At 74.3% G+C, this 26,647-nt stretch carries 20 protein-coding genes; 11 read left to right on the top strand and 9 right to left on the bottom strand.

Features of this window, described 5'->3' with window-relative positions; all coding sequences use genetic code 11:
* Positions 1–106: 106 nt before the first annotated feature.
* Positions 107–1,183 carry a GAF domain-containing protein gene (locus ACFQ87_RS07120; RefSeq protein WP_380609556.1) on the bottom strand — a complete coding sequence of 359 codons (1,077 nt, stop codon included), beginning with the start codon at positions 1,181–1,183 and terminating at the stop codon, positions 107–109.
* Between the two features lie 343 nt (positions 1,184–1,526).
* Here ACFQ87_RS07120 and ACFQ87_RS07125 point away from each other — a divergent pair, with 343 nt between their 5' ends.
* The 5 genes from ACFQ87_RS07125 to ACFQ87_RS07145 all read left to right on the top strand — a co-directional run bounded on the left by ACFQ87_RS07125 (position 1,527) and on the right by ACFQ87_RS07145 (position 6,838).
* On the top strand, positions 1,527–2,801 hold the full coding sequence (locus ACFQ87_RS07125) for an acyl-CoA dehydrogenase family protein (protein ID WP_380609557.1): 1,275 nt from the start codon (positions 1,527–1,529) through the stop codon (positions 2,799–2,801).
* Positions 2,802–3,284: 483 nt separating this feature from the next.
* A complete protein-coding gene (locus tag ACFQ87_RS07130; protein WP_380609558.1) occupies positions 3,285–5,399 on the top strand; it encodes an ATP-binding protein in 2,115 nt (704 codons plus the stop codon).
* Complete coding sequence (locus tag ACFQ87_RS07135) at positions 5,399–5,830, top strand: roadblock/LC7 domain-containing protein (RefSeq protein ID WP_380609559.1); 432 nt, start codon at positions 5,399–5,401, stop codon at positions 5,828–5,830. The genes ACFQ87_RS07130 and ACFQ87_RS07135 overlap by 1 nt, the downstream gene beginning before the upstream one ends.
* On the top strand, positions 5,827–6,210 hold the full coding sequence (locus ACFQ87_RS07140; protein WP_380609560.1) for a DUF742 domain-containing protein: 384 nt from the start codon (positions 5,827–5,829) through the stop codon (positions 6,208–6,210). The genes ACFQ87_RS07135 and ACFQ87_RS07140 overlap by 4 nt, the downstream gene beginning before the upstream one ends.
* Positions 6,211–6,262: 52 nt before the next feature.
* A complete protein-coding gene (locus ACFQ87_RS07145) occupies positions 6,263–6,838 on the top strand; it encodes an ATP/GTP-binding protein (RefSeq protein ID WP_380609561.1) in 576 nt (191 codons plus the stop codon).
* 123 nt (positions 6,839–6,961) lie between these two features.
* On the opposite strand, the gene ACFQ87_RS07150 is transcribed toward ACFQ87_RS07145, so the two are convergent.
* From ACFQ87_RS07150 to ACFQ87_RS07175, 6 genes are all read right to left on the bottom strand, one after another.
* Positions 6,962–7,426, bottom strand: coding sequence for a MarR family winged helix-turn-helix transcriptional regulator (locus ACFQ87_RS07150; RefSeq protein WP_380609562.1), 465 nt, complete (start codon positions 7,424–7,426; stop codon positions 6,962–6,964).
* A gap of 101 nt (positions 7,427–7,527) precedes the next feature.
* The gene (locus tag ACFQ87_RS07155; protein ID WP_380609563.1) at positions 7,528–9,462 is read right to left on the bottom strand and encodes a hypothetical protein; all 1,935 of its coding nucleotides are present in this window, start codon (positions 9,460–9,462) and stop codon (positions 7,528–7,530) included.
* Entirely contained in the window at positions 9,459–13,121 is a 3,663-nt protein-coding gene (locus ACFQ87_RS07160) for a DUF5682 family protein (RefSeq protein WP_380609564.1), read from the bottom strand. The genes ACFQ87_RS07155 and ACFQ87_RS07160 overlap by 4 nt, the downstream gene beginning before the upstream one ends.
* 2 nt (positions 13,122–13,123) lie before the next feature.
* Positions 13,124–14,284 (bottom strand): AAA family ATPase, encoded by a 1,161-nt coding sequence (locus tag ACFQ87_RS07165; protein WP_380609565.1) that lies wholly within the window; start codon positions 14,282–14,284, stop codon positions 13,124–13,126.
* On the bottom strand, positions 14,281–19,350 hold the full coding sequence (locus ACFQ87_RS07170) for a hypothetical protein (RefSeq protein ID WP_380609566.1): 5,070 nt from the start codon (positions 19,348–19,350) through the stop codon (positions 14,281–14,283). Before ACFQ87_RS07170 ends, ACFQ87_RS07165 begins: the two co-directional genes overlap by 4 nt.
* Entirely contained in the window at positions 19,347–20,204 is an 858-nt protein-coding gene (locus ACFQ87_RS07175; RefSeq protein ID WP_380609567.1) for a DUF4132 domain-containing protein, read from the bottom strand. Before ACFQ87_RS07175 ends, ACFQ87_RS07170 begins: the two co-directional genes overlap by 4 nt.
* Before the next feature lie 109 nt (positions 20,205–20,313).
* Here ACFQ87_RS07175 and ACFQ87_RS07180 point away from each other — a divergent pair, with 109 nt between their 5' ends.
* The 3 genes from ACFQ87_RS07180 to ACFQ87_RS07190 all read left to right on the top strand — a co-directional run bounded on the left by ACFQ87_RS07180 (position 20,314) and on the right by ACFQ87_RS07190 (position 21,699).
* Positions 20,314–20,535 (top strand): hypothetical protein, encoded by a 222-nt coding sequence (locus ACFQ87_RS07180; RefSeq protein WP_380609568.1) that lies wholly within the window; start codon positions 20,314–20,316, stop codon positions 20,533–20,535.
* A 178-nt stretch (positions 20,536–20,713) separates the two neighbouring features.
* Complete coding sequence (locus tag ACFQ87_RS07185; RefSeq protein ID WP_380609569.1) at positions 20,714–21,496, top strand: Scr1 family TA system antitoxin-like transcriptional regulator; 783 nt, start codon at positions 20,714–20,716, stop codon at positions 21,494–21,496.
* A complete protein-coding gene (locus ACFQ87_RS07190; RefSeq protein WP_380609570.1) occupies positions 21,493–21,699 on the top strand; it encodes a DUF397 domain-containing protein in 207 nt (68 codons plus the stop codon). The genes ACFQ87_RS07185 and ACFQ87_RS07190 overlap by 4 nt, the downstream gene beginning before the upstream one ends.
* 100 nt (positions 21,700–21,799) lie before the next feature.
* On the opposite strand, the gene ACFQ87_RS07195 is transcribed toward ACFQ87_RS07190, so the two are convergent.
* Together ACFQ87_RS07195 and ACFQ87_RS07200 are read right to left on the bottom strand one after the other, a co-directional pair.
* Positions 21,800–22,342, bottom strand: a complete 543-nt coding sequence (locus ACFQ87_RS07195; RefSeq protein WP_380609571.1) for a GNAT family N-acetyltransferase — start codon at positions 22,340–22,342, stop codon at positions 21,800–21,802.
* Between the two features lie 21 nt (positions 22,343–22,363).
* Complete coding sequence (locus tag ACFQ87_RS07200; protein WP_380609572.1) at positions 22,364–23,497, bottom strand: CapA family protein; 1,134 nt, start codon at positions 23,495–23,497, stop codon at positions 22,364–22,366.
* Between the two features lie 329 nt (positions 23,498–23,826).
* Here ACFQ87_RS07200 and ACFQ87_RS07205 point away from each other — a divergent pair, with 329 nt between their 5' ends.
* The 3 genes from ACFQ87_RS07205 (at position 23,827) to ACFQ87_RS07215 (ending at position 26,593) form a co-directional block, all read left to right on the top strand.
* On the top strand, positions 23,827–24,627 hold the full coding sequence (locus ACFQ87_RS07205) for a universal stress protein (RefSeq protein WP_380609573.1): 801 nt from the start codon (positions 23,827–23,829) through the stop codon (positions 24,625–24,627).
* A 187-nt stretch (positions 24,628–24,814) separates the two neighbouring features.
* Positions 24,815–26,140, top strand: a complete 1,326-nt coding sequence (locus tag ACFQ87_RS07210; RefSeq protein ID WP_380609574.1) for a M48 family metalloprotease — start codon at positions 24,815–24,817, stop codon at positions 26,138–26,140.
* Positions 26,141–26,170: 30 nt separating this feature from the next.
* Positions 26,171–26,593: a MarR family winged helix-turn-helix transcriptional regulator gene (locus ACFQ87_RS07215; protein WP_380609575.1), complete on the top strand. Its 423-nt coding sequence runs from the start codon at positions 26,171–26,173 to the stop codon at positions 26,591–26,593.
* Positions 26,594–26,647 lie beyond the last annotated feature (54 nt).

The following is a 26,647-nucleotide window of genomic DNA, read 5'->3' on the forward strand; positions in this document are numbered from 1 at the left end:
GCCTCTCCTCGGGGGTGAGAGGCTCCCCGCCACGGTGGTGGACGGTACGGAGGGTGGAGCCGGCGGCCGCGGCCGCGGTGCCGCGCGCGGGCGGCGGGTCGGCGGCTCAGCTCGGCAGGACGAGTCCGGACCCGCCGGCGATGCCCGGGCGGCCGGTCGCGGTGGCGGTGCCGTTCTGCTGGAGCCGGTCGACCAGCAGCGCGGCCAGCGTGCCGAGCTCCTCCTCGGTGCGGGACTGCGCGGTGACGTCCATGCCGACGGTGAGGACACCGTTGACCTGGCCGGTGCGCGCGCTGCGCATCGGGGTGCAGGTGAAGCTGAAGATCTGCTGGATGCGCTGCGCCTCGGGGCGGCCGGACTGGATCCGGACGTCGTTGAGGACGGTGGCGCGTCCGGTGTGGTACGCCTCCGTGACGGCCTGCTGGAGCCCGGCCGCGCCGAGTTCCGGGTAGGCCGCGCCGATCGACCCGTACGCCACCGGGGCGCCGAAGGTGTCGGCGTGCTGGGCGTTGGCGTAGCGGATCTCCTGGCCGGGGCCGTCGGTCAGCATGATCGGGAACGGGGATCCGTCGAAGGCGGCGAACATCTCCTGCTGCTGGGCGAGCAGGTTGTCGCGCAGCCGGATCTCGGAGAGCAGCGCCTCGGCGAGGTGCTGGATGTCGCGCAGCCGCTCGCGCCCCCACTGCCGGGGTTCCCGGTCGAGGACGCAGACGGTGCCGATGACGGTGTTGGTGTCGTCGACGAGCGGGGCGCCGAGGTAGGCCCGGACACCGAGTTCGTCCACGACCGGGTTTCCGGCGAACCGGGGGTAGGCGAGGATGTCGTCCAGCGCGAGGGGCGAGCGCTGGGCGACCACGTGCGGGCAGAAGCCGTGACTCAGCGGCATCTGGCGGGTGGGGAGGTCGAAGGCGATGCCGCGATCCGCCCAGGAGGCGCCTTCTTCGTGCGCGACCTCGGACGAAGTTGGCGGAATGTAGAGCCCTCGGAACATCTGGCGCTCGTCGTTGATGAAGTTGACCATCGCGATGGGAGCGCGGGTGATGCTGGCTGCAAGGTGGGCGAAGCGGTCGAAGGCCTCGTCCGCGGAGGGTTCGTTGAGACCCAGGCTGCGCAACCTGCGGGTCCGCTCGGACTCCCCGGCAGCACCCGGGAACTGGCCTTGAGTGCTCATCACATCAGTCATGGCGCACATGTAATCAGACATTGGGGCGTCGCGGGGCTACCAGGATGGCCCGTCACCCCTGCTGATGAACAGTCAAAGCCGCATGTGAGCGGCCCCGTGGCGGGCTGACGGAGCGGGGGAAGATCACTTCCCACCCGGCGCCGCGCCAAACCCATCGACAAAAAGATGATCCGATTCTCGCCAATCCAAGATCCACTAGCTGTGGAGTCGGGACACACATATGACAATGAGCCCTGCCGAAGACACGGACGGTAGTTCCCGTGATCCCGCCGGGGGAATGGTCGCAGCGGAATCGACGGCGCGAACGGAGGCACGACACCCACCGCAACGAGAGGACCAGAGCATGGCTATGGACTACTTCACCGATGAGCGGCACGAGAGCCTCCGGGCGGAGGTCCGTGAGTTCGCGGAGAAGGAGGTGCGTCCCGAGGTGGCCAGGATGGAGGCCGACCGGGACGTCGAGTTCGAGCTCTCCCGCGAGATCGCCCGTCGCGGCTGGATCGGTGTCACCATCCCCCGCGAGTTCGGCGGCCTGGGACTGGGGCACCTCGCCAAGACCATCATCGTGGAGGAGCTGGCCCGGGTCAGCGGCGCGATGGGCGCGATGGCGCAGGCCTCCCAGCTCGGCGTCGCCAAGGTCATCCACTTCGGCTCGAACACCCAACGGCGTTTCTGGCTGCCGAAGTTCGCCTCCGGGGAGCGCCTTCCGACCATCGCGGTGACCGAGCCGGAGTCCGGCGGCCACGTGCTCGGCATGTCCGGCACCGCCCGCCGCGAGGGCAACGAGTACGTGCTCAACGGCCGGAAGGTGTTCGTCGGCAACTCGCACATCGGCGACGTCCACGGCGTGGTCTTCCGTACGGGCAAGGGCAGCAGGGGCCTGTCCGCCTTCCTGGTCGAGAGCGACCGGCCCGGCTTCCACGCCGGGGCGATCGGCACCCAGGGCGGTCTACACGGCTTCAGCTTCGGCGAGCTGGTCTTCGAGGACTGCCGCATCCCGGCGGCCAACCGGCTGGGCGAGGAGGGGCTCGGCCTCGACGTCGCCTACTCCTCCTCCACCCTCTACGGCCGGCTGAACCTGGGCGCCGTCGCACTGGGCATCCACGTCGCCGTCGTCGAGGACACCGTGCGCTACGCCGAGGAGCGGGTGCTGTACGGCAAGCCGCTCAACGAGCTGAACAGCGTCGCGCTGAAGCTGGGCGAGATGCAGTCCCGGCTGATGACGGCCAAGCTGGCCGCCTACCACGCCTCGCACCTGCTGGACCGCGGCCGGGCCTGCGACGCCGAGCTGATGAACGCCAAGCTCGTCAACACCGAGTACGCGATGGACTCGGCGCGCCAGGCGATGGAGATCTTCGCCGCCCGCGGCACCCAGGAGGAGCACAACATCATCCGCTACCTGCGGGACGCCACCCACGTCTACGCCCCGGCCGGCACCTCGGACGTGCAGAAGTTGCGGCTGGGCCAGGTGGCTTCGGGCACGTACGGCAAGCAGTGGTCGGCCGAGCTGGCCGACGTGGCGAGCTGGGCGTGGACCGAGCTCAACCAGTTGGAGGCCGAGGCGAAGGCGCCGCGCTCGCGGGGCGCCCGGGTGGTGCCGATCTCCATGGCGAGCTGATCCGCGGCGGTCGACCGGGCGGGCCGCGAGCTGCGGCCGACCCGGGGCCGGGACGTGCGCCCGCCCCGGGCGGCGGGCCGGAAACCGCCGCCCGGACGGTGGCGAACCTTCAGCACGACGACTGTTTGACCTGTTCCTGACGGCTCTCCGAGGGGTACGCCCGGCCCTCCCGGAGAGCCGCTCCCGCTTCGCCGTCACCAAGCTGATCTGCGACGTTCCGTCAGCGAACACCCTGAGCGGGAGCGGTCCCCACTGCCATCGACCGTTCACATATCGTCAGTTGATGTTGCGATAAGGGCACCTGGGGCTGATAGGTTTCCTGCCGTCGGCGGCTGTGGCTGCACCCGCCCGGACGGTGACACTGCGTCACTCCGTCCGGCAACCCCGGCCTCGGCGCCCTGAAGCCCGCCCGGGCCGCACGGGCCGACCCCTCCTTCGGACCTGCGACCCGGCCTGCAACTCGGCCCTGCAACAAGGAATCAGATGCCAGGCATATCGGCCCCCCGCACGGGCCACCGCGCCGGCCGGTCCGGCTCCCTCCGCAGCTCGCTCCTCGCTCTCGTGCTGGTCCCCAGCCTGGGCCTCGCCGCCGCCTGGGGCTACGCCGCCTACCTGCTACGCGACTCCGGCCACCGCACCGCGCTGCTGGCCGGCTCCGCCGTCGTCGCCGTGGTCCTGCTGATCAGTTTGGTCCGCGGGATCCGGGCCGCCCGGGCGCTGTCCGCCCGACTGGCGGGACTTCGAACCGACACCCTCGCGATCGCCCAGCAGGAGATCCCCGACGTGGTCGGGCGGCTGCGCGCCGGGGAGACCGTCCCCACCCCGCCCACCTGGGCGCCCTCCCGGCGGATCGGCGACGAGGTCCAGCAGACCTCGGACGGCCTGGCCGCCGTCCGGCAGGCCGCCGTCGCGGCCATCGTCCACCAGGCCCAGGGCCGCGAGGGGACGAAGAAGGTCTTCCTCAACATCGCCCGCCGCACCCAGATCCTGATCCACCGGCAGATCAGCATGCTCGACGCCCTGGAGCGCGAGCACGAGGAACCCGAGCTGCTGCGCGAACTGTTCGCCGTCGACCACCTGGCCACCCGGATGCGGCGCAACGCCGAGAACCTGGTCATCCTCGGCGGCGCGCTGCCCGCCCGGCGCTGGCGCAACGCCGTGCCCATGGTCAACGTGCTGCGCAGCGCCGTCTCCGAGACCGAGAACTACGCCCGCGTGGTCGTCCAGGGCGTGCCCCGGGCCTCGCTCAGCGGGCAGGCCGTCGCCGACGTGATCCACCTGGTCGCCGAGCTGATCGAGAACGGCACCACCTTCTCTCCGCCGTACACCCAGGTGCAGGTCTCCGCGCAGGAGGTCCCCAAGGGCCTGGCGGTCGAGGTCGAGGACCGCGGCCTCGGCATGACCGAGGAGGAGTACGAGCGGCTCAACGAGTACCTGGCCAACCCGCCCGAGCTGGACGTCTCCGCGCTCGGCGACGACCTGCGGCTCGGCCTGTTCGTCGTCGCGCGGCTGGCCGCCCGGCACGACATCCAGGTCACCCTGCGGCCCTCGCCGTACGGCGGCACCCGGGCCGTGGTGCTGGTGCCCTCGGTGCTGCTGGAGCAGGCCGGGCAGCCGGCCGCGGTGCCCGGCCTGCCCTCCGGCGCGCGGGTCACCCGCACGCCGGTGCCGGAGCAGCGGCCGACGGTCGACGGCGACCTCGGGGAGGTCGACGAGCAGCTCTCGGGCGCGCTGGCGGGGGTGCTGAGCGGACTGCTGGGCGAGGGGCCTGCGGCTCCTTCCGCTCCTTCCGTGCCCGAGGCGCCCGCCGCCCCCGGGGAGCCGGACGGCGGTGTGATCATCGGTGAGCTGCTCGCGCCGCAGGACGGGGAGGGTAGCGCCGCCCTCTCCAACGGTGGGCTGCCGGTGGGGGCCGAGATCCCCGGGCTGCCCGGTGCCGTGGTCGTGCCCCGGCCCGCGCTGCCCCGGCCGTACGCCCTGCCGACCGATACCCCGGAGTTCGCTGCCGGTCTCCCGGCGGACGTCGCCTCCGGCCTCGGTTCGGGTGTCGGCTCCGGTGTCGGCTCCGGTCTTGCTTCCGGCCGTGCGGACGGACCGCTCGTGGACCCGGCGGCCGGGCTCGACGGGGTCACCGCCGATCCCTCGGCGCCCACCCACGAACGCCCGCAGGAGGACCACGTGGAGCATGGCCCGGACGGCGAACTGCGCACCCCGCGGGTCCTGCCGCAGCGGGTCCGCAACGCCAGCCTCGCCGAGCAGCTCCGCGAGGCCAACGCGCCGGGTGCGATGATGCCGCCGGCGTCGTCAATTCCGTCAATGCCCTCGACGCCCTCGATGCCGTCCACCGCGCCGACTCAGCCGTACGGGGGGCACGCCGCTCCGACCGGCCCCCGGTACGACGGCGGCGAGGCCGACGAGTTCTCACCGGCACGCTCGCGCGCCACCATGGCCGCCATCCAGCGCGGCACCCGCAGCGCCCGCGCGGCCGGTACCGAACCGGACGCGCCCGCCCCCGCCCCCAACCCGGCCGCACCTTCCGCCCCCCGGGAAGCCCCTGCGGACGCCTCCGCCGTTCAGGAAGCCAAGGAACAGCAGTGATGACGCAGCACACCGACACCCAGCGCGACCTCAACTGGCTGCTGGACCAGCTGGTGGCGCGGGTACCCGAGACCCGGCACGCCATCGTCCTCTCCGAGGACGGACTGCTGGTCGGCATGTCCCAGGGCCTCGACCGGGCCGACGCCGAGCACCTGTCCGCCGTCGCGTCCGGCCTGCAGAGCCTCGCCCGCGGCGCCGGGCACCGCTTCAACGGCGGCAGGGTCCGGCAGACCGTGGTCGAGATGGACCAGCTGTTCCTGTTCGTCACCACCGCCGGGCAGGGCGCCCGGCTCGCCGTCCTCACCAGCGAGCAGGTGGACGCCGGACTGATGGCCTACGAGATCAACGTGCTGGTCAAGCAGGTCGGCCAGTACCTCACCGCGGCGCCGCGCAGCGACGCCGGCCAGGTCGGCGCGGGTGGCGGTGCGTGACCACCGCCGACGCCGACGAGGGCTGGTTCTACGACAAGGACGCCGGCCACCTGGTCCGTCCCTACGCGATCACCAACGGGCGCACCGGCCCGGTCCGTGACGGCTTCGCCCTGATCACCCTGGTGGTCACCGCCGACCCTCGCACCGACACCACCCGGTTAACACCCGAACCGGCCGCGATCCTCGACCTGTGCCGCGAACGCCCGCTGGCCGTGGCCGAGATCGCGGCCACCCTGGACCTGCCGGTGAGCGTGGTCAAGGTGCTGCTGGACGACCTGGCGGAGGCCCGGCTGATCCTCACCCGGGCACCGGTCCAACTCGCCGAGGCGCCGGACATCTCGCTGATCCAGGCCGTGATCGAGGGCGTCCGCCGGCTCTGACCGGTCGGCCCGCCCTCCCCGCACCACCCAGTTCCCATCCAGGAGACCCGAATTGACGACCCAGAGCCTGGTGCCGGGCGCGGTCAAGATCCTCGTCGCCGGCGGCTTCGGCGTCGGGAAGACCACCATGGTCGGCTCGGTCAGCGAGATCGAACCGCTGCAGACCGAGGAGCGGATGACCCGCGCCAGCATCGGGATCGACAGCCTCGAAGGCGTCCAGGACAAGTCCACCACCACGGTGGCGATGGACTTCGGGCGGATCACCGTCCGCGAGGACCTGGTGCTCTACCTCTTCGGCACGCCGGGGCAGTTCCGGTTCTGGTTCATGTGGGACGACCTCGCACTCGGCGCCCTCGGGGCGATCGTCCTCGCGGACACCCGGCGGCTCGAATCCAGCTTCGCCGCCGTGGACTTCTTCGAGCAGCGGGGCATCCCGTTCGCGATCGGAGTCAACTGCTTCCACGGCCGGCGCGACGCCAGCCCGGAGGACGTCCGCCGCGCCCTCGACCTCGGGCCGGAGGTGCCGGTGGTGCTGTGCGACGTCCGGGAGCGGGCGTCCAGCAAGGAGCTGTTGCTCGCCCTGCTCGACCGGGTGCACCGGGACGCGCTGGCGGCCGGTCGGCGGTAGGAGCGACTCACCGTTTGACGTTTGGCGTTTGACGTTTGGTGTTTGGCAATCGGCGCTTCGCCCTTGGCAATTGGCGCCTGCCGCCAGCCGCCTGCCCGCTGCTAGGCCTTCACCGACGGGCCTTCACCGACGGGCCTTCACCGACGCGAGCTTGAGGTCGGTGAGCGCGTCGACCAGCGTGGCCAGTTCGGGGACGTCGGCGGCCTTGGCCAGGGTCGCCTCCAGGGTGGCATCGTGCACCGGGCGGGCGGCCTCCAGCAGGGCGCGGCCCTCCGGCGTCAGCTCGGTGTAGATGCCCCGGCGGTCGTCCGCACAGAGGTAGCGGCTGAGCAGGCCGCGGTCCTCCAGACGGGAGACCAGGCGGGTGGTCGCGCTGCTGCTCAGCGCCGCCGCGCGGGCCAGCTGCTGCATCCGCATGTGCCAGCCGTCCTGCCGGGACAGGGCCTCCAGCACGGTGTACTCGACCACCGAGAGCTGGTGCTCGGCCTGGAGCGCCTTCTCCAGAGCGGTTTCGATCAGCCCGTGCAGTGCGGCGAGCGTGCGCCAGCCACTGGCCCGGACCTCGGCGGCGTCATCGCGGATCCCCATGGCTCGCCTTCCCTTCGCGTTCGCCCGGACGTCCCGTTGCGTCTCCTCTCCGACAAGTATGACAGTCAGCGCCGATTATCTATCTCTGCAATTACTTCGACTCATGCCTTTCCGGTGACCGCCTCCTCAGGCGCCCAGGCCGCCGAGCAGAGCGCGGCGGCCAACGCCTCGGTGTAGGCGGCGGCCGCCAACCAGGCGGTGGCGAAGGCCTCGTGGTCGTCCTGGACGATCCGGCCGAACACATCGCGCTGCTGGTTCGCCGCAGCCGCCCGGAGGCCGTCCAGGAGCTGGGCGGCGGTGGCCAGTCCGGCGGCCCGCAGCAGGCTCAGGTCCGCCGCCGCCGTGGCCGTGCGCGGGGCCAGGGCGTGCCGGCCGGTGGTGACCGTCTGCTCCACCCGGCGGCCCAACACGTGCACGGGCGGACCCTCCGGGGGCAGGGCCGGTGCCGTCGTGGGGCCGGCCGCGGTGCCGGCCGGGAGGTCGGCGGTCTGGAGGCGCTCCAGGCCGAGGTTGACCCGACCCGCGCGGTCGGCGGGTAGGGGGAGCGGGTCGGGGGCGTCCGGAGCCGTACCGATCGCGAGCAGGCGCAGCTCCGGCCGGTCCGCGCGCTCCAGCCGGCCGATCACCCGCAGCCGCAGGCCGGGGGCGGTGGCGAGCAGCGCGAGGTTGGCCCGGAAGGCCAGCTCGGGGTGCTCGTGGCCCGCACGCAGGACGATGACCAGGCCGCCGTCCAGGCCGCCGTCCGGACCGCTGGCGCCGCACCGGGCGAGCAACCGGGGCTCCCCGCCCGGCCCGTGCGCAGCGATGCCCAGCAGGTTGACGTCCAGGAACAACAGATCGCTCCCGGCCGGGCGGCTCTCGTACGGGAGCTCCTGCGCCGCGAGGGCCCGCGCCACCTGGGCAGCCGGCTCGTCTGACCAGAGCCGGGCTGCCGGCGGCGCCGTCCAGTCCGTACCCGCCGCGCGGACCGCGCGGACCGAGGCCCCGGCGCCCAGCCGCCCGGTGACGGACCTGGTCGTACCTTGGACGGCCAGCCCGGCGCGGCTGAACTCGCGGTGGCTGAGCGCGGCATCGCCCAGCCGGACCGTCCGGTTGCCCGCCCCGACCGCGAGCGGGGCGGCGACCGCCGCGTCGCCGTGCGGCGTCACCTCGGCGACCGTGCTCAGCCGGCCGTCGGCGTCCACCGCCCAGCTGACCACGCCCGCGTGGGTGGCGGTCAGCACCGGTTCGGCGAACAGCCCGAACAGCCGCAGGCCGCCTTCCTCGGCGTAGTCCTGACGGGCGGTACCGCGCAGTTCGGGGGTGGAACCGGTGCTGGTGGCCAGGGCGGTGGTGAGGCCCAGCAGGTCACGCAGGGCGGCGACCAGGTCGGCCAGCCGGTGGTCGGGAGCGCCGGAACGCGCCGCCCGGATCCGGGTCACCACGGCGACCGCCGCCGCGGCCGGACGGTACAGCCCCGCCAGCCGCGCGCGGTGGGCGGCGCGCAGCAGCTCGGCCTGGGAGACGGCGCCCGCCCCGCTCACCCCGGCCGCCAGGACGGCGCAGGCGGCCCGGTGGAGGTGGCGGGCGGCGGCGAGTTCGGGCGGGGTGAGGGGGGTGGGGGCGGGTGTTGCGGCGTCGCGTTCGCTCACGGCACCGGGCGCCTCCGGGGCTTCGGTTGCCTCGGGAGGTTCGGATGCTTCGTGCGCGTCGGGCGCCGCAGGCGGTTCGGGCGCCGCAGGCGGTTCGGAGGCGTCGGCGATCGGGCAGAGGGTGACGGCGGCGGCCCGGTGGACGCAGGCAGGGGTGAGCAGGCAGCCGCAGTGGACGTCGGCCGGGTCGGCCACCACCCCGCCCGGGGCGCGCAGGACGAGCAGGGACTCCTCGTCCACCTGCACCCGCCACTCCTCGCCGTTGCGGGTGACCGGCCGCTGCGCCAACTTCGCCGCCGCCCCGTCCAGCCGCTTCTGCAGCCGGGCACTCAGCCCGGCCACCACCTCGGCGACCACCTCGGGCCGGACACCCGGCCAGTCGTCCCCACGCATCGTCGCGCTCATCGCACCTTCTCCCCCACCCAGCGGGCCAGTTCCAGCGGACTCAGTGCCGCCACGGGCATTCCGGCCGCGACCAGTTGGCCCGCGACCGCCTTGGAGTACCGGGCCGTCCCGGTGTCGTCCAGCGCCGCGCAGCCGAGCAGGTGCACGCCGGAATCCACCAGCGCCCGGGTCTGCGCGAGCAGCCCGGTGACCGGGCCGCCCTCCTCGAAGTCGCTGACCACCGCGACCAGCGTCCGGGACGGCACCGTCACCAGCTCCCGCGCGTACCGCAGCCCGCTCGCGATGCTGGTACCGCCGCCGACCCGCACCTCCAGCAGCAGGCTCAGCGGATCCGCCACCCGCTCCGTCAGGTCGAGGACCTCGGTGGAGAAGGCGACGAAATGGGTGCTCAACGAGGGCACCCCGGCCAGGATCGCGGCCGTCAGCGCCGCCCAGACCGTGGAGGCCTCCATCGACCCCGAGACGTCCACCACCAGGATCAGCCGCCAGTCGTTGGCCTGCCGCGCCCTGGTCCGGAACACCGGGCGATCGGGCACGATCAGGGTGCCGACGCCGTCCGGCGCGGGACGGGCGGTGGCGAGGTTGGCCCGGATGGTCCGATCGAGGTCCAGCCCGCCGCCGGGGCGCCGGGACGGGCGCGGCACACTGATCCCGGTCAGCGCCGGGCGCAGCCTCGTCGCCAACTCCCGGCTCAACTCGTCCACCAGGCGCCGCACCAGCGGGCGCATCCGCGCCACCCGGGCCTCGGGCAGGCTGCCCGCGTGGTCCAGCACCGTGCGCAGCAGCTCGACGGAGGGGCGGACGGCGGACGGGTCGATCGCCTCCAGGACGTCGGTCCGGCCGTGGGCGACGGCGGCCGCCAACACCTCCTCCCGTACGCCCGGACCGAACAGCGCCTCCAGTTCCTCCGCCCACTCGCGGACTCCGGGGAACGACGTCTCACGGCCGCCTCCCCTGCCGCTCCTGCTGTCCAGGCCTGGACCGGAACCCTCACCGTGCCCGCTGCCGTACAACTCGTCCAGCGCGGTGGCGAGTCGGGCGCAGCGGCCACTGAGGCCGCCGGTGCCGGACCGGCCGAGCAGCAGGCGCCAGCGCTCGGCGGGGGTGAGGGCGTGCGCGGGGTACGGCGACTGCTCGGTGCGGAGCGGGGCCGGCTCCGGCTCGGTGTGCTGGGGAGCGGATGGCAGCAGGCCGCGACCGGCGAGCGTCTGACGGGCGGCCAGATCCGCGCGGACCCAACCTGCCAGCAGTGCCGGGTCGGTCTGCTCGGGCAGGGCGGCCAGCCGGGCGCCGAGGCGCTCCTCGACCAGGGCCAGCAGTCGGTCGCGGGCGGCCGGGCTGAGCGTGTCGAAGCCCGCGCGCAGTGCGGGCAACCGGTCCAGGAACGCGGCGTCCGGCAGCGAGCCGACCCGCTCCAGCACGGGCTCCAGCGCCTCGGGCGCGCTGTCGAACAGCCCCTCCGCGGCGGTCAACACCCCGGCCAGCGCCCGCCCGAGCACCTGCCGCGCCCGCGCGTCGGTCGCCCCGTCCACCCAGGACGCGGCCCGCCCGCCGAACACCTCCGCCGGCTCCTGCCCGAGCAGCACCCGCACCGCCCCGGCCGCGCCCCGCACCAACGGGCTCCCCCGCTCGGCGAGTTCGGCCAGCACGAAGCCCAACCGCACCCCGCCGAGCCGATCCGCCCGCCGCGCCAACTCCACCAGCGCCCGCGCGTCCCCCGTATCGTCCGACCCGCCCATCCCCTCCAACTGCCGCACCGCGGCGGCAGCCAGCACCTCCTGGGCAGCCCCGAAGAAGTCACCTCGGGCCGCCGCCCCGGTCGCCGCGGCGGCGTCTGTCGGAGGCTCGGGAGTCGCTGTGGCACCGGGGAAGTGGAAGTGGCCGGCGGTGAGGCGGTCCAGGAGGGTGAGGGCGTCGAGGAGGTCGGGGAGGGTGGCGGACGTGGGGAGGGTAGTGGTGAGCTGGGTGAGGCGGGTTCGGGTGAGGGTGGGGAGGGCGCAGGACGCGGCGGCGGTGAGGCCGTCGATGATCTCGCGGGGGGTGGGGTCGTCGGAGAGGCGGGTGCGGAGGGTGCCTTCGGCGGCTTGGGCGGGGGTGACGCCGCGGGTGGCGGCGACGGTGAGCATGGCAGCGGCGATGGGGGTCCAGTGCAGGCGCCAGCGGGTGCCGAGGGTCTCGGTGCCGCCGGGGCCGGTGGTGGGGACGGGTTCGGCGTAGCGGACGCCGCAGGCGGTGAGGCGGTGGAGGAGGATCTCGCGGCGGCGGTCGAGGGGGCTGCGCAGGGGGTCGAGGCGCAGGTCGCGCGGGCCGGGGTCGGTGGGACCGGGGAGGCCGAGTTCGGCGAGGAGGGTCTCGACGGCGGGGGCGAGTCCGCTGCGCGGGGCGGCGGGGGTGGGACGGCCGGTGCGGGTGCCGATCAGGACCTGTTCGAGGGCGCGGGCGACGGCCCGGCCGCGACCGAGGGGTTCGCCCTGGGCGAGGACGGTCTGGACGGCTTCGACGAGTTCGCCGCGGCCGGGGGCGGCGTGGCCGCGCAGGCGGGCGAGGTCGCCGGCGAGGCGGACGATCTCTCGGGCGTCGGCCGGGCCGGACGGGTGGTCCTGGGTGCGCAGGGCGGCGCAGATCCGGACGGCGGTGGCGGTGAGCGCCTCGGTGAGGTGCTCCGGGTCGCCGCCGGCGTCGAGGACGGTGTGCTGCCACTCCGGGTCGCGGATGCCGGCCGGGTAGCCGGAGCGGGCGTCGAGCAGCGGGTAGGTGTACGGGATCAGGGACAGGACGTGCCCGGGCTCGTCCGGGTCGGACGGTTGCTCGGGGGCGGTCGGCCCGTCCAGCAGCGCCGGGGCGTGGAAGGCGCCGACGACGACGGCGATCCGGCGCCCGTCGGCCGAGGCGGCGCGGATACGGGCGCGCATCCAGGCCTCACGGCGCAGGTCGTACGGGTCGACGCCGGGGCCGTGCTCGGCGTCGTGCCGCAGCGCCCACCCGACCAGCAGGGCGGCGCGCCGGACGGCCTCGGGGGTGGAGCCTGGGGCGGCGGTCTCGACCAGGCGGTCCCACAGGTCCTCGTCGGAGTCCCGGCCGGTGAGGCGGTGGCGCAGCGCGTCGGCCACCCCAGGGGCGTCGGCCGATCCGGAGGCGTCGGCCGGTCCGGCCGACCGGGCGCTCCGGGCTGCGGCGCGGTGGGCGAGCGGCAGGTCGCAGGCGATGGCCTCGACGCCGTTGCGCCGGGCCCAACGCAGGGCGGCGAGCTCCGGGGAGAAGTCGGCGAAGGGGTAGAAGGCCGGGCCGGTCGACTCGGCGGAGTCGGCGGGGGCGGCCGCGAGGGCGACCGGGGCCTCGGTGGCCTCATCGGCCAGCCAGTCGAGCCAGGGCTGGAACTCGGCGGGCAGTTCGACCAGCACCGCCCCCGGGCGGGCGGCATCGAGCAGCGCGGGGAGGATCGCGCTGAGGGACGGCGCGTGGTGGCGCACGCCGATCAGGTAGGGCCCGGGACCGTCGGTGCCGGAGCCGGCCAGCCGCTCCGACTCGGCCCGGACGTCGGGACCGGCGTCGACCCCGACGGCCCCGCACCCGTAGGCCCCGAACCCGTCGGCGGCGGCCCCGACGGCGTCGGGCCCGACGGCCTCGTCCGGGGTGGGCTTCCCCGCGCTGCTCGTCATCGTCAGGCCTCCAGCGCCGAGCGGAGGTCCCACAGGGTGCGCCAGGTGGCGGCGCCCTGTTCGGCGCGGCGGCGGACCGGGCCGTCCCAGTAGCCGAGCAGGCGGGCCGCGTCGGCCGGGTCGTCCTTGCGGACCACGCCGAGGAGTTGGCCGGGCAGGCGGCCGAGGAGGTCGCCGCCGTCGGGCAGGTAGGCGGCGGTGACGCCGAGCGCGGTGGCGACGGAGACGGCTTCGGCGGTGCTCATCACGGTGGAGGGGCGTTCGACGTCCCAGCCCTCGGTGGAGCGGCCGGTGCGCAGGTCGCGGAAGGCGGTGACCAGGGCCTCCAGGACGGCCTCGTCCACGGCGTAGCCGGCGCCGGCCCGGGCGACGGCGGCGGTGGACTGGCGGCGGACCAGCTCGACCTCGGCGGCGAGGCTGCCGATCGGGCCGACCGTCTCGAAGTTGAACCGCCGTTTGAGGGCGGCGGACATCTCGCTGACGCCCTTGTCGCGCAGGTTGGCGGTGGCGATCAGGGTGAAGCCCGCGGCGGCGTGCAGCTGAGCGTCTGGGCTTCCGGCCAACTCCGGTACGGCGATGCGCCGTTCGGAGAGCAGGGAGACCAGGGCGTCCTGCACCTCGGGCAGGCAGCGGGTCACCTCCTCGACCCGGGCGACTGCTCCGGTGGTCATCGCGGTGAGCACCGGGGAGGGGACGAGGGCCTCGCGGCTGGGGCCCTTGGCGAGCAGCAGGGCGTAGTTCCAGCCGTACTTGAGTTGGTCCTCGGTGGTGCCGGCAGTGCCCTGGACGGTGAGCGCGCTGGTGCCGCAGACGGCGGCGGCGAGCAGTTCGGAGAGCATGGACTTGGCCGTGCCGGGCTCGCCGACGAGCAGCAGGCCGCGCTCCCCGGCGAGGGTGACGACACAGCGTTCGACCAGGGCGCGCTCGCCGACGAACTTCGGCTCGACGGCAAGGCTGCGGCGCCCGGCCTTGAGCTTCTCGCCGGCGCTGCCCATGACGAAGGTCACGACGGCGCGCGGGGTCAGGCGCCAGCCGGGCGGGCGCGGGCCGCTGTCGTGGGCGGCCAGGAACTCCAGTTCGGCGGCGTACTTCTCCTCGGGCGGGACGATCTGCCGTACGGGGGTGGCGGTGTCGTCGCCGGTGGTGGTCTCGGTGGCGGTCATCGGCGGGCCTTCCTGCGCTTGCTGGTCTGGAGCTCTTCGTAGCCGGGGGCATCGCCGTCGAGGGTGCGCTGCCACGCCCGGGCGAACAGTTCGGGGACGGTCAGTCGCGGCAGCACCGGCTGGTGGGTGGGCAGTTCGTACAGGGCCGCCTTCCACGTCTCGACCGGCAGGGCGGGGGCCTTGGCCTCCTGCCAGCCGCCGGGCAGGAAGAGGCTGCGGCCGGCCCGGGCGCGCTTGGCTTCCAGCACCAGTCCGCCGGCGGCGAGTTCGGCGCGGGCGCGCTTGAGCCGGGCCGGCTTCCAGCCCGTCCAGCGGGCGGTGTTCCGGTCGGTCGGGTCGGGCAGGGCGAGCAGTTGGAGGTAGAGCGCGGCTGCGTCCTCGCCGAGGCCGTGGGTGCGGGCCGCCTCGGCGACCAGCTCGGGGACGCTCAGCTGCGGGTTCTGCAGCCAGGACGGTCCGTCGGCGGCGACCGTCACCGCGGCGGCGGAGGCGGCCAGGTGTTCCGGTTCACCGCCCAGGATGGACTCGACCGCGGCCCGCTCGCCGCGGAACCAGTAGTTGCCGGCGAGCCCGTCGAGCAGCTCGAGCAGTGGGTCGTCCGGGCCGGTGAGGCCGGCCGGGCGCAGCCGGACCCGTTCGAACTCGGCCTGGTACGGGGCGAGGACGAGCGCCGGGCCACAGCGGACCAGGCCGTCCGGGTCGGCGCCGCCCTCGGCGGGCAGGCCGAAGTGGGTGCGCAGGACTGCGGAGAGCGAGGTGTCCTCGGCGGTGCGGACGAGGACCACGTCGAGCAGCAGGTCAGGATCCGCCAGGCGATTGCGCAGCGCGGCGGCGGCCCGGGGCATCAGCGACCGCAGCGGGCTGTCGGCGGGCAGGTGGTAGGCCAGCCAGCGCAGGGCTTCGACGGCGGAGCCCAGCGCGCGGGCGTCGGGCACGGCGGATGCGTCCTCCGGCTCCAGCAGGCGGGTGGCCGGGTCGGCGCCGGTGAGGCGGAAGGTGGTGGTGCCGGTCAGCCACGGGGTGTGGGCGGGGTTGAGCACGGCTTCGATGGCCGTGATGGGCACGCCCCGGACGCCGGCCTGTGCCTCCTCGGGCAGGGTGACGAGCCGTCCGAAGTGGCGGATCCAGGCCTCGGCCCCGGCGGCGAGGTCGGGGCCCTCGGTCCACAGTCGCTTCGGGTCGTCGGTGGGCAGCAGTGCGCCCCAGACGGCGGCGATGCCGGCGTGGTCGTGTCCGCGCAGCCAGTGCTGGGCGGCCCTGACCTCGACGGGCTTGAGGCCGTACTCGGCGGGGACCTCGGCGTTGCCCCAGTGCAGCAGGCTGGGCGGCGGGCTGAGCAGCAGGGTGGCGCGGGCGGCGCCGATGCCGGTGAGTTCGGCGAAGGCGGTGGCGCGTGCGGGGTCCCAGGGGACGGCGCGGCGCAGGGCGGCGACCCGCCAGAACTTGGCGATCCAGGCGGCGCTGACCCGCTCCTCGGTGCCGCGTTCCTCGACGGTGGTGAAGTGGGCGACGGGGCCGAACGTCCCGCTCGGGTCGTGGTCGACGGCGAGCCAGCGGACCGTGCCGTCGGTGGCGTGGCCGCGGTGGCCGAGGATGACGACGGTGCGGTCGCCGTGGCGCAGCACCTCGCCCTGGCGGAAGGTCACCGGTCCCGGGGCCTTGGCGCGCTCGTCGGTCTCGGCGAGGACGATCTCGCGCAGGGTGGCGCCGCGGTCGGCGAGCGGGCCCTTGGTGAGTTCGCCGAGCAGCAGGACCAGCGTGGAGCGGTGGGCCGGTTCGGTGAGCGGGGCGGCCACGGCGTGGGCGAGGACGTCCAGTCGGCCGAGCAGGTGCAGCCAGCCGTGGCCGATGTCGCCGCCCTGCAGGGTGACGGTGGTCGGGGTGGTCCAACCGTCGCCGCTCGTGGCGGGCGGGGCGGCGAGGGCCGCGCTGACGGTGCGCAGGTTGTTGAGCACCCACCAGCGGTCGGCCGAGCCCCAGGTGTTGCCGAAGCCGCCGAGGCCGGGCAGGACGGTGCCGACGGCCACGCGCAGCTCGTGGTCGCGGCCGTGCTCGGGCCGGTACTCGGCGGCCTTCGTCTTGCTCGGGCGCTCGGCCTCGGGCTGCGGGACGAACCGGGCGATCCGGTCGAGCAGGTCGGCGGCGGCGCGGGCGAGCCCGGCGACGCCGGCCAGCAGCAGCGGGTGGCTGATGCCGGGCAGCAGCTCGCCGACCGCCTGGACGGGCAGGCTGCGGCGGGCACTCTTGTGCTGGGCGACCTGGCGCCGGACGCCCTGGACGGTGATCCAGAGTCGCTCGTCCTCGGGCTCCGGCTGGACGTCGACGGGCCAGGCGGCGTCGATCAGTGCGGCGGCCTGCTCGACGTCGACGGCGCGCAGGACGCGCGAGCCGGCCTCGTCGCGGGACCGCAGGGCGTGCCAGTGGTCGAGCGGCGGGACGAGCACGGTGCCGGCCGCGGAGAGCTCGCCGGAGCGGCAGGAGCGCAGGTCGGCGGTGTGGTCGCGGCGGTCGGCGAGGTCGGGCAGGCAGAGGGCGTAGGAGTCGCCGCCCGGGTCGACGACGAGCGGGCCGGCGTCGCCGGGCAGGGTGAGCCGACCGACCGGGGCGGAGACCGGATGGTTGCCGGTCAGTGGCAGGACGATGTGCTGCCCGTCGGTGGTGAAGGTGGTGACGGCTCGCCCGGGGTCGATCCGCACCCAGCTGCCGAGCACCGTGCCGTCGGTGCCGAACGGGGTGTGCTCCAGGCCGGACTGCAGCGGCAGCAGTCGGGGGCTTCCGTCGACAAGTCGGCCGGCAGCGGCGGTGGCGGCGATCACGGGCGGTTCGGCGGCGCGGCCGAGGGCGCCGGTGACCGGGTCGAGCTCGCGCAGGACGAGGCCCTGCTCGCCCGGGCGCGGCGTCCAGTAGCTCGTGCCGTCGCCGAGGACGCGGTGCTCGGCGGGCAACCGGGTGTCGCCGGGGTGCAGCGGGCGCTCGCCGGTGGTGCGGCCGCCGCCGGGCAGCGGGAGGGACGGGGCGGCCGGCTGGCGCTCGCCGTAGTGGTAGCCGACGATGGTCTGACCGCCGAGTTCGACGGTCTCGTCCGGGCGGCTGGACCAGTAGCCGACCTGCTTGCCGTCCTGGTGGTAGGCGACCAGGAGCTCGCCGTCGACGAAGCGCAGCCGGGGCCGGTTCCACTGGTCCAGCTTGGGCAGGCGCAGGGTGTGCTCCAGCACGATGCCCTGGGGGCCGACCACGACGGCCTTGTCGAGGCGGGCGAGGATCAGGTTCGGCCAGGCGTCCTCGACGATCAGGCCGGTCAGGCCCGTGGTGCGGTAGCCGGGGGCGTCGTTCGGCGGGGCACTCTCTGGGGCGTTGGGGTCGGCTGGGTCGGCGAGCTTGGCGAGCGCCTCCTCCAGCGCGGGCCAGCCGAGTTCGTCCAGGATGCCGGCGCCGAGCGCACGGGCGAGCAGCCCGGCGACGTCGAGCGCGGCGATCTTCTCGGCGGCGGCCGGGGCGACCGCGCGGATGGCGGTGCGGTGCTGGGTCAGCGAGCGGACCAGGTCGGCGGCGCCGGCCAGGCCGCGGGCGGCGGCGAGTTCCTCGGCGCGCTCCTCGGCCCATTCGGCGAACAGCTGGCGCATCAGCCGCAGCGCGGGCACCTGGCGCTTGACGGCCGTCTCCCACGCGGGCGGGGTGGCCTGGCGCAGCAGCAGACGGAAGCGCGGGTCGGCGGCGACGGCGGCCAGGCGGGTGCTGTCGGGGCCGCACTGCTCGACCCAGCCGCGCAGGTCGGGTTGGTCCCTGGGCGACGGGTCGGCGACGGGCACGCCTGCGGCCAGCAACAGGTCCAGCAGGTCGATCCGGGTGTGGCTGGCTCGGATGCCGGTGAACAGGTCGACCGGGACGGCGTCGGCGCGCAGCCGCTCGGCCATCCGGCCGACCAGGGCGATGGTGGCGGGGCAGCTGGGCCGGGCGCGCCAGCCGCGGCCCAGGTGGTGGCACCAGCGCTGGAGCCAGGCGGCGGCGGGCTCGGCGCCCTCCGTGCCCGGGCCGGTGAGCAGCTGCTCGGCGCCGGTCTCGGCGAGCACCTCCAGCCAGGCCGCGTCGTGCGGGGCGGCGTCGGAGCCTGCCGGGTCGGGCAGCAGCTCCAGCAGACGGGCCCGGACGGCGGCGTCCTTCCGGCCGAGTGCGACCAGCGGGCCGTGCCAGGACTTCCAGAAGGCGGCGGGCGCCCGGTTGACCGCCGGGGAGTCCAGCAGTTCGGCGAGCAGCTCCTGTTCGTGCTCGGCGCGGTCGAGCCCGGCGGCCCGGATCAGCGCGCGGGCGTCCTCGGCGACCCCGGCGTAGGGGGACATGCCTGCCGCGGAGCGCTCGGTGCACAGCTGGCGGAAGCGCTGCCAGGCCGTCAGCGGATCGAGCCGCTGGGCGAGCTCCTTGACGTACTGGCGCAGGGACTTGACGGTGAGCGCGCCGGCCAGGGCGAACTCCAGGAAGACGGCGCGCAGCCGCTCCTCGTCCACCGCCAGGTTGTGGGTGCGCTCGGCCTCACGGGCCTTGCCGAACCAGGCGGCGGCGTAGCTCTGGTTGCCGTGGGCGAGGAAGATCCGGCCGACCTCCTCACAGAAGGTGGGAAGGAAGTGCGGCACGGCGCGGCCGAGCCGGGTGGCCAGTTCGTCGAAGCCGTCCTTGGCGGCGCCGGGCTTGGACCTGGCCTGGCGGGCGAGCCGCTCCAGCTCCTTGACCAGGGCGAGTGCGTGGTGCCCGTTGGCCGGGTCGTGGACCAGCGCCCAGGCGGGGAAGCCGAGCGCCTCCTGGCGGACCTGGCCGACCTCGGCGGGCTCCCCCTCCGGGGCGAGGCCGAGGAACTCGAGGGCGAGGTCCTCGGCCCGGCCGAGCGCGCCGGGGACCAGCCGGACGATCCGGCGGCCCTCCAGGGCGGGGTGGGCGTAGCCGCGGGCGGTCAGCACGTCGGCGGCGCTGTCGGGGCGGCCGGCGCCGGGCAGGGTGCCGGGCGGGAGCACGGCGCCGGCGTCGAGCAGGGCCTCGGGCGTGGCGGTGTCCTGGTTCGGGACGGTGGTGGTCATGCGGCTTCCTCCCCTTCGATCGTGCGGCCCGCGTACAGGGCGGCGGCCATCCGCATGCCCTCGGACCAGGCCACCGGTCCGACCTCGGCGAGCGGCAGGGCTCGACCGTCGGGGCGCGCCCAGCTGAGCGCCCCGGTCTCGCAGGCGTCGTACTCGTAGTAGTCGCCGACCCACACCCGGGCCTCGACGGTCCGGCCGTTCTCGGTGATCGGCTGCACGGCGGAGCCACCGCGGACCCGGCACCCGAGCCGGGTGCAGCGGCCGAGCAGTTCGCGCAGTTCGCGGTAGCGGCCGCCGGCGTAGGTGGTGACCTCGGTGCCGGCCGGCGGCGCTTCGGGCCGGTGCCAGACCTCGCGGTAGAGCTGCTGGACGCGCTGGGAGACGCCGAGTTCGGCGGCGAACTCGCGGAGCTCGTCGAGGTCCTGGAGCAGCACGGGGTGGGGTATCAGGATCTCGCCGTCGGTGAGGCGCACGGTGTCGCCGTCCAGGTCGACCAGGCCGAGGCCGCGCTCCGGGTCCGCTCCGCGCAGGAAGCCGGCGACGGCGCCGTCGGGGCCGGTGACCACGAGGTCGCGCAGGACGGCCTGCCAGGCCTCGTCCGGCCAGACGGCGGTGATCGCGGCGGCCGGCACCGGCAGCGAGCGCACCATCCACCGCTCGACGTCCTCCTGGCAGCGCCGCTCGTGCGCGGCCAGCCACTCGGCGAGCTGCTTGAGCTGGGTGACCACAGGGTCGTCACCGAGCTTCGACGGCAGGGACTTGAGCTCGCGGCCCGCCGCGTTGCGGCACACCACCTTGCCCTCCCCGTCGAGCGTGACGCGGTACCCTCCCGCGCCCGTCTCCACCCATGCCACAGCCGTGCTCCTCCCACCCGGGGACGTCGCTCTGATCACCTGCTGACCAGCGATGCGAGGAACGTAGCGAGGGTCACTGACAACGCGACGGGCGAGGTGGAGACGGGTGGTGGGCCGCAGGGTCCAAACCACTCGAACGGGTGGTCGAGACCGACGGCAGGGCCCTCAGCCCAGCGGCACGCAGAAGTGGACCCTGCGCCCGGTCGGCGACGGCAAGTACGAGCTGGTCGGTGCCGACGGCGGCTGGCTCACCAGCAGCACCCGCGCCGTCGTCCTCGGCGTCTGGCAGTGCACCGGCGACGACAACCGGCGCCGGCGCATCTCCGGCTGATCCCCAAGCGGTGTCCCGACCGTCGGCCCGGCCACCGCCGGGCCGACGGTCACCCACACGGACGGCTTTGGTCGATTCGCACACCCCCGAGCCACAGGGCGCCTAACGTCGGGAACCCGCACCGGTTGACCTTGGGGGTTCAGCGTTGAACACGTCCTCGTCCGCCACGCCTCCACCGATGTCGTGGCAGTACTGCGGCGACCAGATCAAGCTCTGGCGCGCTCGCGCCGGAGTCAGCCGGGAGGATCTCGCGGCACAGGCCGGGTACAGCTACGAGAGCCTGAGATCGATGGAGGCGGGGCGGCGCAAGCCCTCGCTGCACCTGTTGCAGGTGGCCGACGAGATGTGCGGCGCGAAGGGGATCCTGATGGCTGGAGCACAGTTCCTCAAGCCGGAGAAGTACCCCCATTTCGCCGAGGATTACATGCGCTACGAGGCTGAGGCCGTGGTCATCCACTGGTACGAGACCCTCCTCATCCCAGGGCTTCTCCAGACAGAGGAAACGGCGAGAACGCTTCTCAGCGCGAACTGGCCTCCACTCGATGACGAGACCATCGAGGAACGCGTCACAGCGCGTCTCGAACGTCAGGAATTGTTGAAGACACAGACTAAGTCCTTCAACTTCCTCATCGGCGAAGCAGCGCTTCGAAACCCGCTCGCGGCGGAGGACGCCTACAGGTGTCAGCTGCTTCACCTCCTGGCTGTCGGCTCAGCACGCCACATCGTCATCCAGGTCGTACCTGGCTCGGGCGCACACACGGGACTGAACGGCCCGTTCATCCTGCTCGACAGTGCGGAGCATCAGCGACTTGCCTATGAGGAAGGCCAGGCCATGGGCCTGCTCCACTCGGACCCGGGAAAGGTCGGACTCCTGAGCCAACGACATGCGATGATCCTTCAGCGGGCCCTCAATCCCGAGGCGTCGGCGGAGTTCGTCGGAAAGCTGGCGGAGGACCTATGAGCAGCGAACTGGCTTGGTACAAGTCCAGCCACAGCGGAACCGAAGGCGGCGCCTGCGTCGAGATCGCAGTCACCCCCGGCACCGTCCACGTCCGCGACTCCAAGGACACGACCGGGCCCCAGCTCGCTTTCACTCCCGAGGCCTGGGCCGGCTTCATCACCTTTGCCCACGGCCGGACGGCCGAGGTGGGTCAGTCCCGGTAGGGGACGAGACGCGACAGGTCCAGGTCGAAGTCGAACGGCTCGGGGATGTGGATCACCTCGCCCTGCCGCAGGACCGAGGATGGTTGGCGCACCAGGGCCTTCAGGCGGGACTACCGGCCCCGGGCAGGTTGGTCGCGTAGATCCAGTCGTGGCCGTCGTAGCCCGGGCCGTCCAGGTGTTCCGCCCGGCGCAGACCGGCGCGCAGGGCGACGTGTTGGGAGGGGACGTTCTCGGGGCGGACTCGGGCGATGAGCGGCAGCTCGGGCACGGTGGAGACGGACCAGGCCACGACGGCCGTGGCGGCCTCGGTCGCGAAGCCCCGGCCCCACGCGGCGGGGGCGAAGCGGTAGAAGAGGTTGAGGATCCGCCGACCCCCCAGGTCCATGGGTTTGACGCCGCAGAAGCCCAGCACCGGGATGGTGCCGCGCTCGCGGACCGTCCAGTAGCCGTAGCCGCGCGCCTGCCACAGGGCGTCCCAGCGGGCGTAGCGCTCCTCGGCCTCGGCGCGGGAGGTGAGCGCGTCGGAGGGGTTGTGGTGGCAGGCGGCTGGGTCGCTGTGGATGGCGAGGATGGCGTCGATGTCGCCGTCGGCGGGGCGCCGCAGGGACAGCCGACTTGTGGTCAGTTCCTCGTGTCCGCTCATCCGGCGATGGTACGGACTACCTCAATGGGCAGCCGGGGGCGGGGTGAGTCCGGCGCAGCCGCGGAGGCCGTCGCGGCGCTTGAGGGCGGCTTCGGCGGTGGCGCCGGTGACCGGTTGGGGGATGCCCTTGTCGTCGATGGTGGCCGGGGCGAAGGCCTCGCCGGTCACCTTGCCGTCGGCGGTGAGGGTGAGGGTGGTGACGCCGGTCTCGTTGGAGTTGGGGTAGTTGGAGGTGCCGTACCAGAGGAAGTTGCCGAAGCCGTAGCCGATGTAGGTGTTGCCGAGCATGCCCGAGCCGACCATGGTGTGGGCGTGGGTGCCGACCACGGCGGTGGCCCCGGCGGAGGCGAGCTTCTTGGCGACGGCGGTCTGGGCGCCGGTCGGGCAGGCCTTGCCCTCCTCACCCCAGTGCAGGTAGACGAGCACGACCGGGGCCTGCTGCTTGGCCGACTCCACCGCCTTGACCAGGGCGGGCACGTCCAGCGCCGAGGCGATGCCCGGCTTGTCGGCGCCGGCCCGCCACTTCTGGTTGGTGATGTCCTCGACCTGGCTGGCGGCGACCACCGCGACCTTCACCCCGCGCACAGTGGTGACGTACGGGGCGTACGCCTCCTTGGCGTTGTGCCCGACGCCGATCACCGGGATCGGCGAGGAGTCCTTGGCGGCGAGGGTGTCGGCGAGGCCGTCGGCGCCGAAGTCGACGGCGTGGTTGTTGGCCATCGAGACGATGTCGACGCCGGAGTCCTTGAGCACGGACAGCGCCTTGGGCGCGGTGCGGAAGGTGTACGTCTTCGGCTCCGGCGCGCCGCGGCCGGTGATCGCGGTCTCCAGGTTGAGGACGGACAGGTCGGCGTCGGCGAGGGTGTGGGAGATCGGGCCGAGGGCGGGCTCGGGCGGCTGGACGGACAGCCGGGCCTCGGTGCGGCCCTCGAAGTGGACGTCCCCGGCGAAGGCGACGGTGATGCTGCCGTCCGGCCGGGGCGCGGAACTCTTGCCGGGGGTCGAGGCGGGAGCCGTGCCGGAGGGCGTACCGGTGGCCGCGGCAGCCGCGGCACCGGAGGGGGCCGCCGGGGCGGGCGCCGGGTCGTCCGGCCCGCAGGCGGCGACGGCGGTCAGCCCGACGAACAGCGCGACGGCGGCCGCGGCACGGCGCATGAGTGGTTCCCCCCGAGAACGATGCAAGAGCAGTCAGCCTACGCCACCGAATCGCCACGGCTTGCGCCCGCACCCGCAACATTCCGGACACAAAAGCTCACCGACAGTCCCGGTCGCCGCACCGACGACCAACCCGACGACCAAACCGACAACCGCACCGGCGACCGCACCACGACCACACCGGCAGCCGAATCCACAGCCGCCCCGCCCGCTGGCCCACCCGGCCCAATCCCCCGCCCCACCCGGCCACCACGTCCCTGGCGCCCCGGCCGGTCGGCGCGCAGCGTGGAGAGGAGGCGGCAGCAGATCCACGCCGGAGGTGGTACGAGATGGGCAGCAACCAACCCGCCGGCTCCCAACCCACCGGCTCCCAACCCGCCGGCCCCCAGCCCGCCCCCGGCCGGACGCGCCGGATCGTGGTCGGGGTCGACGGTTCGGCGCCGTCCAAGGCGGCGCTGCGCTGGGCGATCGGGCAGGCGGTGCTCACCGGGGCCACGGTGCACGCCGTGGCGGCCTGGGAGTACCCCTCGCTGTACGGCTGGTTCGCGCCGATGGTGGACGACGGCTTCGAGCAGACCGCCCGCCGGACGCTGTCCGCCGAGGTCAACGAGGTGGTCGGCCCGGAACGCTCGGTGGAGGTCCGGGAGAGCCTGGTGCTCGGTCACGCCGCCGAGGTACTGCTGGAGGCGGCCGAGGACGCGGACCTGCTGGTGCTGGGTAGCCGCGGCCGGGGCACCTTCGCCCGGACGCTGCTCGGCTCGGTGTCGACCCGCTGCGCGGTGCACGGGGTCTGCCCTGTGGTGATCGTCCGCGCCGACGGGACGGCCTCCGCGCCGCCACCGCCAGAGGCGGCGGCGACGGCCGGGGAGCAGGCCCCGGGCGCCGTCCGCACCAAGGACTGGCAGCTCAGCCTGCACGTGGTCGAGGACCGCGACACCACCCGGGTGCACGCCGTACTGGACGCCGACGGCAACCTGCTGCACAGCGACGCCCTGGCCCGCCGCAACCCCCGCGACACCCCGACCCCGGCGGTCGGCGACGAGTTCGCCGTCGGCCGCGCCCTGGTCGACCTCGGCCACCAACTGCTGCGCGCCGGCGTGCACAGCGCCACCGGCCCCGCAGAGGAGTGAGCACGGGGAGCAAGCAGGGGGAGCGAGCACGAGCGCCGGAGCACGCGACCAGCGGGAGCACGCGACCAGCGGGAGCACGCGAGTACCGGAGCACGCGAGTACCGGAGCACGCAGGGCTGCGCAGCACCCGGGCGGGTACGCCATGCTGAACCGCGACACCCCGAACCGGAGGAGCCGCACCCCGGCCATGAACACCCTGCCACCGAACACCCCGCCACCGGACAGCACACCGGCGAACACCGCGCCGCCCGCCCCCGACTTCACCCCCGCCCAGTGCGCCCGCGGCCGCGCCCTGCGCCGCGCGCAGCTGCCCTGGGCGCTCGGCGGCCGGCTGGCCGGCCTGGCGCTGCCCCTGCTGCTCGGCCTCACTCCGACCGGCGCTTCCCTGGTGACCGCCACCGGCCGCTGGTTCGGCGGTTCCCGCACCGCCGCCGTCCTGGCCGGGACGGCCGCGCTGGTCCTGCTCGGCCAGGCCCTGCAGCTGCCGTTCGGCGCCCGGGTGCGCTCCGTGCGGGCCCGGTACGGTCTGGTGACCCAGGGCTGGGCAGGCTGGGCACTGGACGTGCTGCGCGGGCTCGCGCTCACCCTGGTGCTGCTCCTCCCGCTCCTGCTCGGCCTGTTCGCGCTGACGCACTGGTCGCCGCGGCGCTGGTGGCTCCCGGCCGCGGGCATGGCGGCGCTGCTGACCGCCGCCCTCTCCTTCCTCCACCCGCTGCTGATCGAGCCGGTCTTCAACCGCTTCACCCCGATGCCCCCGGGTGAGCTGCGCACCGCCCTGCTGGCGCTGGCCGCACGGGACGGCGTGCGGGTGCGGGACGTCCTGGTGGCGGACGCCTCCCGGCGCACCACCGCGCTGAACGCGTACGTCTCCGGGCTGGGCGCGACCCGCCGGATCGTCGTGTACGACACCCTGCTCTCGACCGCCGAGCCGCGCGAGGTGGAGCTCGTGGTGGCGCACGAGCTGGGGCACGTCAAGCACCGCGACGTGCCGCTCGGTACGGCGCTGGGCGCGGTCGGCGCGGCCGTCGCCGTTGCCGTCCTCGGGCTGCTGAGCACCTGGCGCCCGCTGCTGGACGCCGCCGGAGCGCGCGACTCGGCCGATCCGCGGGCGCTGCCGCTGCTGGCCGCGCTCGCCGCGTTGGTCAGCGCGCTGTCGGGCCCGGCGCAGTGCGCGGTGAGCCGCCGGATCGAGGCCAGGGCGGACCGGCACGCGCTCGAACTGACCGGCGACGCCGAGCAGTTCGTGGCGATGCAGCGCAGACTGGCACTGGCGAACGTCTCCGATGTCGACCCGCCACGGGTGCTTGAGCTACTGTTCGCCACTCATCCGAGTACGACTCGCCGGATCGCGGCCGCCCGCGCCTGGCAGGCCGGACCGGGACGGCCGGCGGGAGAGGCGGCGAGCGACCCGTCAAGCGAGGCGTCGAGTGAGACGTCGAGTGAGACGTCGAGCAGGGCGGCAGGCGACGCCGCCGACGAGCCGCGCGCGACCCCGGGTGAATCCGTTGTATAGTGCAACAAATTCCGAGGAGGTAGGAACGCCGTGCCCGGCCGCCAGTCGTCCATCGACACCATCCAGCGCGAGCTGACCGCCTTCGCCCGCCGTGCCCGGCACAAGGCCTCCCAGCTGCACCCCGACCTCTCGCTGGTCACCTACAGCATCCTCGACCTGATCACCGAGCGCGGCGGCTGCCGGGCCGCCGACGTGGCCGCGCACTTCATGCTCGACAAGTCCACCGTCAGCCGCCAGGTCACCGCCCTGGAGAAGCTCGGCCTGCTGCGCCGCGAGGCCGACCCTGACGACCAGCGCGGCCAGATCCTGCGCGCCACCGAAGCCGGGCTGACCCTGCTGCGGGACGCCAACGAGCAGCGTCGGATGGCCTTCACCACCCGCTTCACCGACTGGTCCGACGAGGACGTCGCCCGCTTCGCCGCCTACCTGGCCCGCTACGGCGAGGAAGGCTAGCCCGGCCCGCGGCACCACCGGACACCAGCCCGGACGGCGCCGGACAGAGAGGAG

It is taken from the genome of Kitasatospora sp. NPDC056531 (assembly GCF_042794375.1).
Classification (GTDB): Bacteria; Actinomycetota; Actinomycetes; order Streptomycetales; family Streptomycetaceae; genus Kitasatospora.

What these genes read in the sequence shown, in the direction of transcription:
- ACFQ87_RS07200 (WP_380609572.1), bottom strand. Translation starts at nt 23,497, where the DNA reads ATGCGCCGTGCCGCGGCCGCCGTCGCGCTGTTCGTCGGGCTGACCGCC.
- ACFQ87_RS07135 (WP_380609559.1), top strand. Translation starts at nt 5,399, where the DNA reads ATGACGCAGCACACCGACACCCAGCGCGACCTCAACTGGCTGCTGGAC.
- ACFQ87_RS07195 (WP_380609571.1), bottom strand. Translation starts at nt 22,342, where the DNA reads ATGAGCGGACACGAGGAACTGACCACAAGTCGGCTGTCCCTGCGGCGC.
- ACFQ87_RS07170 (WP_380609566.1), bottom strand. Translation starts at nt 19,350, where the DNA reads ATGACCACCACCGTCCCGAACCAGGACACCGCCACGCCCGAGGCCCTG.
- ACFQ87_RS07120 (WP_380609556.1), bottom strand. Translation starts at nt 1,183, where the DNA reads ATGACTGATGTGATGAGCACTCAAGGCCAGTTCCCGGGTGCTGCCGGG.
- ACFQ87_RS07160 (WP_380609564.1), bottom strand. Translation starts at nt 13,121, where the DNA reads ATGACGAGCAGCGCGGGGAAGCCCACCCCGGACGAGGCCGTCGGGCCC.
- ACFQ87_RS07130 (WP_380609558.1), top strand. Translation starts at nt 3,285, where the DNA reads ATGCCAGGCATATCGGCCCCCCGCACGGGCCACCGCGCCGGCCGGTCC.
- ACFQ87_RS07155 (WP_380609563.1), bottom strand. Translation starts at nt 9,462, where the DNA reads ATGAGCGCGACGATGCGTGGGGACGACTGGCCGGGTGTCCGGCCCGAG.
- ACFQ87_RS07205 (WP_380609573.1), top strand. Translation starts at nt 23,827, where the DNA reads ATGGGCAGCAACCAACCCGCCGGCTCCCAACCCACCGGCTCCCAACCC.
- ACFQ87_RS07190 (WP_380609570.1), top strand. Translation starts at nt 21,493, where the DNA reads ATGAGCAGCGAACTGGCTTGGTACAAGTCCAGCCACAGCGGAACCGAA.
- ACFQ87_RS07150 (WP_380609562.1), bottom strand. Translation starts at nt 7,426, where the DNA reads ATGGGGATCCGCGATGACGCCGCCGAGGTCCGGGCCAGTGGCTGGCGC.
- ACFQ87_RS07185 (WP_380609569.1), top strand. Translation starts at nt 20,714, where the DNA reads ATGTCGTGGCAGTACTGCGGCGACCAGATCAAGCTCTGGCGCGCTCGC.
- ACFQ87_RS07125 (WP_380609557.1), top strand. Translation starts at nt 1,527, where the DNA reads ATGGCTATGGACTACTTCACCGATGAGCGGCACGAGAGCCTCCGGGCG.
- ACFQ87_RS07165 (WP_380609565.1), bottom strand. Translation starts at nt 14,284, where the DNA reads ATGACCGCCACCGAGACCACCACCGGCGACGACACCGCCACCCCCGTA.
- ACFQ87_RS07210 (WP_380609574.1), top strand. Translation starts at nt 24,815, where the DNA reads ATGAACACCCTGCCACCGAACACCCCGCCACCGGACAGCACACCGGCG.